At 51.4% G+C, this 12,072-nt stretch carries 8 protein-coding genes; all 8 read left to right on the top strand.

Annotated features, from left to right (window positions below):
- Window positions 1-73 precede the first annotated feature (73 nt).
- Genes FJM74_RS01275 through FJM74_RS01240 form a run of 8 tightly spaced genes read left to right on the top strand, consistent with a single transcriptional unit; the run spans window position 74 to window position 11,994 of the window.
- Entirely contained in the window at window positions 74-3,781 is a 3,708-nt protein-coding gene (locus FJM74_RS01275; RefSeq protein ID WP_187260736.1) for a phage tail tape measure protein, read from the top strand.
- Window positions 3,778-5,676, top strand: coding sequence for a hypothetical protein (locus FJM74_RS01270; RefSeq protein ID WP_187260735.1), 1,899 nt, complete (start codon window positions 3,778-3,780; stop codon window positions 5,674-5,676). The genes FJM74_RS01275 and FJM74_RS01270 overlap by 4 nt, the downstream gene beginning before the upstream one ends.
- A 3-nt stretch (window positions 5,677-5,679) precedes the next feature.
- Complete coding sequence (locus tag FJM74_RS01265; RefSeq protein ID WP_187260734.1) at window positions 5,680-6,837, top strand: SprB repeat-containing protein; 1,158 nt, start codon at window positions 5,680-5,682, stop codon at window positions 6,835-6,837.
- Window position 6,838: 1 nt separating this feature from the next.
- Window positions 6,839-8,590, top strand: coding sequence for a phage tail protein (locus FJM74_RS01260; RefSeq protein ID WP_187260733.1), 1,752 nt, complete (start codon window positions 6,839-6,841; stop codon window positions 8,588-8,590).
- Window positions 8,587-10,083, top strand: coding sequence for a hypothetical protein (locus tag FJM74_RS01255; RefSeq protein ID WP_187260732.1), 1,497 nt, complete (start codon window positions 8,587-8,589; stop codon window positions 10,081-10,083). Before FJM74_RS01260 ends, FJM74_RS01255 begins: the two co-directional genes overlap by 4 nt.
- Window positions 10,084-10,085: 2 nt before the next feature.
- A complete protein-coding gene (locus FJM74_RS01250) occupies window positions 10,086-11,423 on the top strand; it encodes a hypothetical protein (protein ID WP_187260731.1) in 1,338 nt (445 codons plus the stop codon).
- Window positions 11,420-11,593: a hypothetical protein gene (locus FJM74_RS01245; RefSeq protein WP_187260730.1), complete on the top strand. Its 174-nt coding sequence runs from the start codon at window positions 11,420-11,422 to the stop codon at window positions 11,591-11,593. The genes FJM74_RS01250 and FJM74_RS01245 overlap by 4 nt, the downstream gene beginning before the upstream one ends.
- The gene (locus tag FJM74_RS01240; RefSeq protein WP_187260729.1) at window positions 11,590-11,994 is read left to right on the top strand and encodes a hypothetical protein; all 405 of its coding nucleotides are present in this window, start codon (window positions 11,590-11,592) and stop codon (window positions 11,992-11,994) included. The genes FJM74_RS01245 and FJM74_RS01240 overlap by 4 nt, the downstream gene beginning before the upstream one ends.
- The last annotated feature ends 78 nt before the right edge of the window (window positions 11,995-12,072 follow it).

Raw genomic sequence — 12,072 nt, 5'->3', positions numbered from 1 at the left:
GCAACATGGAAAGAACGTGCGAGGGGTTCGCAGCAGAGTTAACCGAGATTAAGGACTTTATACCTTTTAGATAATGGGAACAGTACGGCAGGAGATTGATTTAGACTTAACCGGCACCATACAGGGGCTGCAGCGAACCGCCGCCTTGATGGGGGAGGTAACCGACAAAACGCAGGCGATGCAAACCTCCGGCAAGTCCGTTTTCTCCGGTGTAGCCGCCTCTACTGAAAGCTATAACAAGTCATTAAACGAAGGTGTGCAATCCTACCGTAAAATAGATCAGGCCGCGCAGAACCACCAAAAGACCGTTCAGCGGCTCGATAGCTCTATGCAATCGCTGGATAACACCCTGAAAACGGCAGGCAAGGAAGGGGCCGCAGGGCTTGACCGCACAGACAAAGCCGCTACCAAGCTGGATAAGTCCATTATGCAGCTAAAGATCAAGATGGACAGCTACAAGGCTATTGTAGAGAAAGCCACTGATACACGCATCATTACCAAGTACAACCAGAAGCTGGAGGAAACCGAAAAGCAGATAAGCCAGCTCACCAACCGAGGAAAGAAAGGCTTTGATGAAATGGGCAACGCCATTGAGAAGGTAGGCGGCTTGCAGGGTATGATGGTAGGCATAGGCACAGGTATAGCCGCTTTCTTTGCCGTTGATAAGATTCTGTCCTTTGCAGGGGGGGTAAGTGACACCAATGAGCAGGTTATTAAGCTACGGGCCAGTATTGCCAGCCTGACCGGGGCGCAGGGCGATGGGTTGGACGAACTAACCGCTAAACTGAAAGGTGTAGCGGATGCTTACGGGAAAGACTATCAGGAAGTACTGTTAGCCAGCAATGCAGCCGCGAAAGCCTTCGGTATCACACAGATAGAAGCCTTGCAGCAGATTGAGAACGGGTTTCTGGCCGGGGCCGATGCCGGGGGTGACCTGCTAGACCAGGTACGGGAATACGCGCCACAGTTTCAGGCAGCCGGAGCCAGTGCCGATGAACTTATTTCGGTTATATCACAATCTGCTGAACAGGGTATTTTCTCTGATAAGGGGGCCGATGTGGTGAAAGAGTTCGGTTTAAGAATCAGAGAGCAGACCAAAGCCACCAGCGAGGCACTACAGAACGCCTTTGGCAAGGAGTTCACGGATAAACTGTTCAAAGGGATTAACGATGGCAGTATTTCTACGGTTGACGCACTGAAAACCATCAGTGAGGGGCTGGATAACACCGCGCTAACGGCACAGGAAACCCAGACTGTCATCACAGACGTATTCGGGGGGCCAGGGGAGGACGCAGGCTTGGAGTATATCAAATCCTTGCAGAACATCAAGACAAGCTCTGAGGACTTGATAGACACCACCAGCGAGTTTGTGATTAAGCAGCGGGAACTGACCGCCAGCTATACCGAATTAGCCGCCACGCAGAACGAGCTGGCAAAGGAAACGGCAGACATCAGCAGTGCGGTTAAGTTAGGGCTAAACAATGCCTTAAACGCCACGCTTAAATTCGTGATGCAGGTTATTGCGGTTCTAAGAGAGTTGCCCTCCTTCCTGAAAGAGAATAAGGAAGCCTTTTACGCGTTAGGGGTTGCCCTCATAGCCCTGAACGCTGCCAACATCAAGACAGCCGCCACCACCATTTACTATGCAGCGGTAGAGAAGGCCAGAACAGCCGCCACCAAAGGCGCAGCCGCTGCACAGTGGCTTTTAAATGCCGCTATGACCGCAAACCCTATTGGTTTAGTTGTGGCAGGGGTAGCTGCTTTAGTAGGCGGCTTGGTGCTGCTGTACAAGAACAGCGAGAAGGCTAGGGCGGTAATGATGGGTTTATGGCAGGTATTGAAAGACGTAGGCGAGATAGCCTACCTGACCTTTGAGACACTGGCAAACCCTTCCAGAATCGTAGTAAACTTTGCCAAAATAAAGGAGTTAGGGGCCGGACTTGGGGACGCTTTCACCAAAGGGTACAACGAGAGCATAGCCAAAGACGCTGCCAAAAAGGAGAAGGAGGAGAAAGCCGCCAACGCCAGGAAGCTCAAAGAGACAGAGGCCAACGCACAGAAAGAGGCACTAGCCACCAACAAAGCCCGGATTAAGGCCAACAAGGAAGCCAGCAAGGAAGAACTTGCCGAAAGAAAGAAAGCCCTACAGGACTTATACAAAGAACTGGAGAAACTGGAGAACGAGGCAGCAAAAGCAAGGCTTGATATGCTGGATAAAAACAGCGAAGCCTATCTGAAAGCCGTGTTAGAAGCCGAGTTAAAGCAGATTGATGCGCTGGTAGACAGCATTGAGAAACAGCAGAAGCTGGCAGGTAAACCTGTAGGGTTATCGGTAGAGCAGCAGGTACAGGTAAACGCGCTTTCCCTCGCTGCCAACAAACGCTATTTTGATGCTTTAACCAAAATGCAGGAAGATGAAAGGGCGAAGATACTGGAAACACAGAAAGATTCTGACGTTAAGGAAATGGCTCAACTGGAGGCCAAGTATGATGCGCAGATTCGGGCGGCACTGGAGGCCAGCAAAAAAGAGTTAGCCATAGCCTTAGAGGTAGAGAAGGAACGCGAAAAGATAGCCCTCAGAAGAAACCAGCAGGAAAGGCGCATTAACCAGAATGAAGAGTTTGATACTGCCCTTGCTGAGAATACTTTGCCGGACACCCTGAGCCGCGTACAGGCCGAGGAACTGCTACAGGAAAGGCTCTTGCAGATACAGATAAAGGCCAATGAGGAACGCCTTGCCTTAGTTGCCAATAGTGCTGATAAAGAAGATCAGATTCGGGCGTTACAGCTAGAAAACGAGATTAACCGATTGAATCAGCAACTAGGAGATTTACAGGCCAGCCGCAACAAGTTCAGCCTTCAGAAGCTCTTAGGCTTGGATGACGAGCAGATGGACGCGGTAAAGTATGCCATCGGCGAGACATTAGGCCAGTTGCAAAACTTCCTAGCCGAAACCGTAGCCATGCACGAAAAGCAGGTGCAGGGGCTTACGCAGGCGATAGATGAAAAAGGCAGGGAATTAGACCGCGAAATATTGCTCAATGAGCAGGGCTTCGCCTCCAACGTGGAAACCAAGCAGCAGGAGTACAACATCCTGAAGCAACAAAGGGAGCAGGCCTTCCGGGATCAGCAGAAGGCGCAACGGGCGCAGATTGCCCTGGATTCGGCCATGCAGGCCTCCAACCTTATTACAGCATCTACAGAGATTTATGCGGTAATGGCACCATTGGGGCCGGTCGGACTGGCCGGGGCCATTGCCCTGATTGCGACCATGTTCGGCACCTTCCTGGCCGCGAAAGCCAGGGCCTTGCAAAGCACGACCGTTCCAACCTTTGCAAAGGGGGGCGGCTTTGAGATCAAAGGGGCCAAGCACAGCCAGGGCGGGGTCGGCTTATACGATAACGTTACCGGCAAGGAAATCGCACAGTACGAGGGCAATGAGTACCTGTACGCGGTCAACTCCAAAGCCACGGCCAAACACCTGAAGCTACTGGAGGCGATCAACGGCGACAACCAGAAAGCCATTGTGCGCTATGCCTTAGATGATTTGCTGATGGGTACGGGGGTGATGATGAATCCGGAATTACCCGAAAGGCTGCAAACCTTACAGGCAGAGAGTAAAACGGCACACGCCAAACCAGCGCAGGCCAAACTACCTGCCGAGATCATTAAGCACTTAGGCACGATAGCCAAAAACACCGCACCGACACCGGAAAGGATAGAGACACCCGAATTTACCATTTTGAAGAGTGGTAACAGGACTAGAACGATACGCAAATGAGGCACCGATATTTTCTAACCATCGCAGCAGAGCGGCTAGAGGTGTTCCCCTATGAGGCCCATAAGCTGAAGCTTGTGACCGCCAGGGAGAAAGACCAGATATTCTACAGAACCAAGCTGACCGGCGAGGCGGTGTTTGTGAAAAGTGACTTCGATTTGCTGCTGGCAGTAGAACAGAGCGCAGAGCGTTGCTTAGAGATCGGGTTTGAGATCGAGAAGAAGTGCAGCGGGGTATGGGAAGTAGTTTGGAAGGGCTATTTCTCGTGCAACGATGTCAAGTGGGATTTAAGCAAATGCGATGCCTCTGTTACTCCATTGCCCGACGACGAATACCGCTCCATCCTGGAGAACTACAGCAAGGAGTATAACGTCCTGCCGGGCACCACGCCGGTAAGCGCCAGTGTGAAACTGGACTTAGAGGCCGACTTTGAGTTTCTGTTCACCAACTATGACGAACAGCCGGTACAGGATGCCGGGACATGGGCAGAGTTCATCCACATGAATTATTGGGTTGATCCTTCCTTTTTGGGAGGTGACCACTTTAACGGGAAGATATGGTTCAGGATGTTACGCAGGCTAAGGCGCGAAAACGGGGTGCCGGTGGACTTGTCCGGGGGCGGGTGGTCTATCGTGGCGGAATACCCTGAAACAGACGAGGCAAAGTATGCCAAAGCGCCGGATTTGTACCAGTTCAAACCGTTCGACTGGAACAGCAAGGGGAACTTTACCCGCTATCCTGAACTGCTGCAGATAGATTGCGGGGCAGCGTATGACACCAGCCGCTACATCAACGTGACTGCTTTGCTACAGGGTGTCAATCTGCAAAACGGGTGCCTGAACATGTTCCGCAAGATGAACGAGGACAGGTACGTGCAGATACTGTGGGATTTCGGCACGCTTACCTACAGCCGGAACCGGGCCTTTACCGATATTGTCAGGAGATTGGTAGAGCTGACGGCCACGCCTGACCTGCTGCCAGCCTCCGATGTGGCCTTGAGCCGCTTCTTCAATGACGAGCTGAACTATGTGACCGAGGCACCCAACAGCCTGAGAGGGATGCACGTAGCCTCCCTCTCGGATGTGGTCGGCTACAACAGCTCAGAACCGGCCACCAAAGCCGATTGGAGCCTGAAAAAGCTGCTGGACACTTTGCGCAGCATGTTCCGCGTGTATTGGGACATTGAGCAGGGCAAGATCAGGCTGGAGCATGAATCGTTCTACCAGCTGCAGGGCGAAAAGGACTTAACCGTACATGAAAAGCACCTGCGGGGCACCAAGTCCTACGAGTATGTGAAGGAGGACATGCCGCGCTTCCAACGCTTGCTGTTCAGCAACGCCTTCAACCAGGACTTTGAAAAGGGGGAGATTGAGTATGGCGGCGTGTGCGTGACCAAAGACGAGGGCAAGGACACGGACGAAACCACCATCACAGAGGTAACCACCGACCTGGAATACCTGATAACGTCGGGCGGTAACACAGGGCAAAAGGGCTTTGTATTCATGTTAATTTCCGAGGGCCAGGTATTGAAGGAGCGGGGCGACCTGTCCGGTTTGTTCTATCCAAATGCCGGACTATCCGCCGCCAACCTCGTAAAAAACTATTATACGCATAATCGGGTACTAGAAAATGGGGCGGTTAACCGGATTATCCGTATATTTAAGAGTGTGAAAAAAACGCGAAAGCAGGCGACGCTCACCGTCCCGGTCTGCTGCGAAAAGATCAACCCCTTCGCCCGTTTTATCTCCACTCTTTCCGCCAACGCGGAACTGGAAAGCATGAGTTATAACCTGATAACAGGGGATGCCGAGCTTGTCTTATTACACGATACCACCGGAACAGGTCATATAAACCTCGGAAGGCAGTTCGATGATAGTTTTGACGATAGCTTCAGATAACTCATGGCAGACACCAGGCAACAGATAAAGGCATTCATAGAGGCAACGATTACAGACGAGTACAACCGCCAGAACTCCGCTAAAGTAGTCCGTAACGCCCTCAATTACATTGTAGACAATCTCTTTAATTCGGCAGATGACGGCGTGGCAGGCTTCGACATTGGAGCCTTGCCCGTTTTACCGACAGCGGTACAGGCAGGCGACTTGTTTGCAGTCAAGAGGGGCAACACACATTACAGGGTTCCGGCTTCTGCTATTGCGGCTTATACAGGTACAGGCTCCACTGAGTTAGCCATTAGCTCCACGCAGTCCAATGTAAGCGTGTACGGAGCCTCTAACGGCTCTATTACGGCCACGGCCTCCGGCGGCACCTCTCCTTACCAGTTCAGCCTGAACAACATCAACTACCAGACCTCCGGCGTGTTCTCCAACCTTCCGGCAGGGGTCTACACGGTCTACGTGAAGGATGCGGCCAACACGGTGAAAAGCAAGGCGGTCACTATCACACAACCGGCCTATCAGAACGCCAGCGCCACGATAGCCATCAACAAGACCACCGGCACCACCGGCACAGGCGAAAGCGTGACGCTCACTTATGACGGCAGTTTAGGCAATGAAACCCTGATAGCCACCAACCCCAGGGTGCTGCAATACAAGCCGAAAGGGGCAGCGGAAAGCCAGTGGACGGATTTGTTTGTGGTGGGGATGCTGTCCGGCACGTACACTTACACCGAATACGAGAGCAAGGATTACCGCTTTATCCTGAAAACCACCACCCCGGCCACCAGAGCATCGGGCACCGTTACGATTACTTTCTCAGAGGCACCGGCACCACAGGCAACCGGCTACTTTGGCTACAAACCAACCGACGCAGTACTCACCGCTACGCAGATCGAGGCAGGCAGCAGCGTGGTAACAGGAGGGCAGGCCAATGTAGCGATAGACTACACCGCCAACACCACCCCATTATTCCATTGGTACGCAGAACTGGCTACGGAACCTGTGAAAACCAAATGGCAGGACATCGTGAACATTCCGAACAACGGGGCCATAGGCGGCGACGATAACCTGTTCAAAGACCCTGTGATAGTAGGGGCTTACAGGTTCTACATTACCTGGTATCAGACACAATTCGCACACACCATAGAATTAAGAGCATAAGATGGCATCTACTCCAAACGATAACGTCCGGGTATTAGCCCCAAAGGACTTAGACGACAAGAAAGGGCGGTTTGTATCAGGGGCATGGCGGCCTTACCTGAGCGTGGCAGAGGCCAACCAGTACAACGTGGCGGCGTACCGTTACCGCTTTCAGGAAGTGCTGATTAAATCGGCCAGCGACCCGCTCCCGACCGTGTATTGGTATCAAGACGGCACGGCAGACAGCAACCTGGTTGTAAAGCCGGGAGGTAGCACACCACTTTACCGTGCCTCTGGGCCTTACAAGTCAGACTGGGCACCGGGTGTTTTCTATGGCACCCCAACAGCCCCCTTGTCTGGTGATATTGCTTTAGACAATACAGGGGCGATCGATGGCACCAGTATAGTTATCTATCACCAGGCCGCAACAGAACCAACCATTACCGGGGGCACGATAGATAAAAAAGGGACTTATGATGTTAATGCCCTGAACAGGCTATTTATACTGAGGGAAATAGGCAATTATTACCTGGTGAATATCTGGTCTAATGCGGAAGTTGTTACAGAGCCGCCAGCCGTTACCCTGTTCAGCATAGAGGCCACACCAGCCGCGAACACGATCAACGAAGGGGATGATGTATCCATTGACGTGACCGCCACCTACTCAGATGGTTCTACAGCAGACGTAACCCACAGTGCCGCCTTTACAAAGGCTTCCGGCTCTGGCACACTGACAGGAAACACGTATGCAACGGGCACCATATCAGCCAATGAGACAGCACAGATTAACATCAGCTATACCGAGGGGGGAATTACCAGAACGGATACAGTTAATATCTCTGTGATTAACACAGAGCCAGGCAGCACCCAGCTTGCCACACCTGCCAACTTCAGCGCAGAAGTCCTCAGCGACACGCAAATTAACCTGACATGGAGTGATGTAGCCAATGAAAGCAGCTATCGAATAGAGGCCAGCACCGATAACAGCGCATGGAGCCTCTTGAATGCTCCTGCTGCCAATGCTACTTCTTATTCACATACAGGCCTGACAGCGAGCAGCACACGCTACTACAGAATCAAGGCAGTAGGGAACGGAACGACCTATACCGATTCAGGATGGGCCACAGCGCAGGCTACCACTGCATCTATTATTCTTTTCCAGGATGATTTCGGTGATGGTGTGATTTCAGCGACTAACTATTCAGTGACAGAGACTGACCCGGCAAAGGTGCTTATCGCTGAAACAAACGGTAAGCTACAGTTTACCATGAAGGGAGGGCAGGCAACAGGCGGCACGACAGCGAATGCAGTTTTTAACAATCTGACATTTAATAGCGGGGCAGCTTCTGCCATATTTGACAAAACACCACTGACAAACGGGCATACAGCTTCCTTTACCGTACAGGGCACACTGTGTACCGCTCATATTTCACGAGCCGCAGCCCCTAACACGCATTTTACACGGATTGTGGTGTTTGAAGGCTCAACCAACGTTTTCCAGCAAGACCTCACCAACGCAGAGTACACCCTGACGAACAGGCGCGTGAAGATTACCTATGACAGCGCCACTACGGAAATAGCTTTCTGGGCATGGAACCCCACCGGAAGCATCTGGCAGCGCATGAATACTGACCCGATAATAAGGGACATGGGTACCGACCTGAAAGTACGTTTCTCGGGGCAGTGTATCAGCACAGAAGCCACTGACCTCGTTGCTTCTTTCTCCAGCTTTCGAGTAGCGAATACAAACTACAGCACAGAGTTACCTGTATGATACGGACATTCATATTTGGCATCAGCTCGCTTTCATCCGGTGTTGTAATTCCACCGGGTGAAAGCAGCCTGCTTGCTGCAACGGTAAGCAAGAACCGCTACGGGGCAGCTATGACCTTCAACCAGAACACGGATACATTAGGCACCAACCGCTATCCTTCCGAGTTCTGGGCCTGGCAACATAACATAGCCGCTACCTCTTTTGTGAGCAGGTATTCAGGCATAGACGATGCCATGAACGCCTCCGGCAGGGTAGAGAAGGCCATCTACTTCCAGACGGACAGGTGGTACAATCCTGTGTCGCAGGCAGTGGAACTGATACCGGATTATACCGCTACCTCCTGGACCAGTGCCGGGGCCGCAGCGTTTGCCAATGCGGTTGTAGGCCAGCCGAAAGACACCCGCTATCCGAACCACGGCCAGCAGCTGTATGACATCAGCAACGGGGCCTACGGGTATGATGCGGTGAGTGGTATCGGTGACAGCAACATGCAGGAGCTTTCGGAACTGGTAGAGGCAGAAAAGAGCCAGTACAACGAAGAACCGTTTGTTTTCAGTTACCGGAACGGGCGCAATGATTCCCCTTCTGTGTACCTACCTTACTTCTTAGGGGGCCGTAACTCCTTTTTCAGCACATCGGGAGACAGTTATACCGCTTATGGCGCCGGGGCTGGACTACCGAATAATGACACGGCAAGGCTGGATTATGTAGACAGGGCATCAGCTACCAGATTTGCAGACTTTGAAACGGGCGTAACCCCTTTGGGTATTCCAGCAGGCGGCACGTATGCGGAAAGTCTTGTTTACCTGGAGCAGGAGCTGCTTAAAACAGTTGACAGCAATGGTTTCTTTCAGGACTTCATGCACTGGCACACGGCAGGCACGAAGGTACGGGATATGTACGAGAAGGTAGCGGAAGTATTGGCTCCTTACGATGTACACTATGCAGGCTATGATGAAGCCTTACGCTACCTGTGGGCGCGCGAGATGGTGCAGGCTGTTACCGTATCCGGCAATACGGTTAATCTAACATGGAACAGTTTTGATTTACCGCAGGCTCTTACGGTTCCGGTATCAATAAGAATAGATGTGTCCGGTACAGCCTTAGCAGGCAAGGAACTACAGAGCAGTGTCGGCTCTATCCTGAAGAAATCAGCTAACGTGTTTGTAGTGGAGGTGCCTTATAATACTGACTCTTTCACGCTATCCGAAACGGCTATACCTGCTTATGTGGATTTGGCAGCACCTACAATCAACTATTCCGTTTCAGGCAGCACCTTAACCGTGACCACCAATAAGCCTTGCAGGGTAGTGCTTTGGAAACACAGCCGAGGCGGTTCAGATGCCAGTATGCCAGCGCCGACACGCTCTAACACGCTAGGCACTACGCATAACTTTGCAGTTACCAGCACAGACCTGCAAGGTGACCTCTACATAGGGGCAATTACAGAAAGAAAGCAATCAGCGGTTATAGGCCCGATACAACATTCTTAAACATGGAAAACTTAACAGCATTACTTACAGAGATACAGCAAGCCGTTACCGCAAGGGATGAAAACGAAAAGCTGAAGCTGGAGATCAACCACCTGAACACGATCCACGCGGCCACGGTGAAAGGGCTTTCAGATGAACTCAACAGGGCAAACAACACTATCAAGACGCTGGAAGCAGAAAAGAAAACCCTTTCTGAAAGGATAGCGGTACTTGAAAAGCCTGTTCATCCTGTAGTGCCTCAACCTCCAGTAGTGAAAGAAAGCCGGGAGCCATTCAGGATTACAAAGGGTGGGGTGTATCAAAACCTGCACATTCGTTCTGCTAAATCAGAGGTGGCCTGTATTGAGATAGCGACAGCGGAATTTGTAGAGATTACCAACTGTTCCTTTGAACTGGCAGGCTACGGGATCAAGAACCATTCAGACAAAACAAACCTGCTGGTACATAACTGTAGCTTTGCCGCCTTACCCCATACAGGCAACACCAGCAGCCCAAGACGCTGCCTTTCAGTTAATAACGTGATTGCCTTAACCGTGACCAACAACACAGCAGAGGGGTGCGGCTTTGTGACCACCAACGGTAACGGGCAGCAGGGGGGTAAGATCAGCATCCTGTACAACGATGTGAAGAATGTGAACGGCTTGATGCTGAAAACAGTAAACGGCATTAAGGAAGAAAGCAGGGCACATGCCAACTTTGTGCAGGTGATGAACTACAAGGCAGTAGAGGCTGAAATTGCTTATAACAGGGTGGTGAACGAGTACGGCAGTTCAGATGTAGAAGATAATGTGAACGTCTACAATTCCAGAGGCACCGCCGCCAATCCCATCAAGATTCACCACAACCGGATAAGCGGGGCTTTCTACCATCCGACACAAGAGGCAAAGAAATACTACTCCGGCGGGGGCATTATCACAGATGGGGATGGAGATTACAGCACGGCCCCGGCTTACATAGAAATCTTCAGCAACGTGGTTACGGAAACCGGCAATTACGGGATAGGCTTTGCGGCAGGGCACCACCTGAAAGCCTCTGATAACACGGTCATTAATGCAGGTCAGTTGCCCGATGGTAGGTCTTACCACGCGATCCCAAGCATGAACACCTCCGGCATCTGGAGCAACCCGCAAAGCACACGGCAGGGGGCAATGGATAACAACGTCTTTGAAAATAACACCGTGGGCGTGAACTATTACGATAAGCGCAACGACATTTCAATTATGAAGGGAGCCACGGCCACCGGCACCAGACACTTACCATCTGTGACCAAAGCAGACGAAGTAAAAGCTATCCTGGAATGGGAGCATCAGCACAAGGATATTAAAATAGGGAATCTATGAGCTTTCTAAAATACATCTCACAGCCTGCCAACCTGCTAGCGTTAGGGGCTATTGTCATTGCCATTATAGTAGGCTTTGTGGTGCCAGAGGCGCAGGAATTCGGCTATGTGGCTATCATTGCGCTTGCTGTGTTCCTGATTGGCAGCTATGTAAGGAGCCTGAAACAATGATCTACCTGGTATTCTATACCGTCCTGCTCGCTGTACTGGAAATCTTCAGAGATGGGTACGCGATTATCAATGGCACCTACAGCAGCAGGCAGAACCTAAGCCACCGTTACGCCTGGTGCAGCAGAGCCTTAGCCATAGCGGTGCCTACAGTGGTACTCTTTGGCCTTACCCTGAAAGCAGGCGCAAACGGGCTTATCCTGGGGCTTATCTTCTGGCTGGTGTTCGATACAGGGCTGAACGTGAAGCGCGGCCTGCACCCGTTCTATGTGGGGCAGAACGCATCAACAGACAAAGCCATAAGGAGAACCGCACAGAAACTAGGAATTAAACCCGAACACCTGAGCATGTACCTGAAAATAGGTATACTGATTGCGCTTATAACAGGGTATGCACTTGGATAAAAGTAAGATTATAGCCAGTTTTTAATTATATTTGAACGTATAACATCAAATCATAGAACCATGAAAAAGGACAAGAAA

This window comes from Pontibacter beigongshangensis, assembly GCF_014332515.1.
Taxonomy (GTDB): Bacteria; Bacteroidota; Bacteroidia; order Cytophagales; family Hymenobacteraceae; genus Pontibacter; species Pontibacter beigongshangensis.
Note: the sequence above shows the minus strand (reverse complement) of the source record. Positions and strands in the feature narration are given on the sequence as shown.

Excerpts from the sequence above, each read along its gene's own strand:
- FJM74_RS01275 (WP_187260736.1), top strand. The coding sequence starts at position 74 with ATGGGAACAGTACGGCAGGAGATTGATTTAGACTTAACCGGCACCATA.
- FJM74_RS01270 (WP_187260735.1), top strand. The coding sequence starts at position 3,778 with ATGAGGCACCGATATTTTCTAACCATCGCAGCAGAGCGGCTAGAGGTG.
- FJM74_RS01265 (WP_187260734.1), top strand. The coding sequence starts at position 5,680 with ATGGCAGACACCAGGCAACAGATAAAGGCATTCATAGAGGCAACGATT.
- FJM74_RS01260 (WP_187260733.1), top strand. The coding sequence starts at position 6,839 with ATGGCATCTACTCCAAACGATAACGTCCGGGTATTAGCCCCAAAGGAC.
- FJM74_RS01255 (WP_187260732.1), top strand. The coding sequence starts at position 8,587 with ATGATACGGACATTCATATTTGGCATCAGCTCGCTTTCATCCGGTGTT.
- FJM74_RS01250 (WP_187260731.1), top strand. The coding sequence starts at position 10,086 with ATGGAAAACTTAACAGCATTACTTACAGAGATACAGCAAGCCGTTACC.
- FJM74_RS01245 (WP_187260730.1), top strand. The coding sequence starts at position 11,420 with ATGAGCTTTCTAAAATACATCTCACAGCCTGCCAACCTGCTAGCGTTA.
- FJM74_RS01240 (WP_187260729.1), top strand. The coding sequence starts at position 11,590 with ATGATCTACCTGGTATTCTATACCGTCCTGCTCGCTGTACTGGAAATC.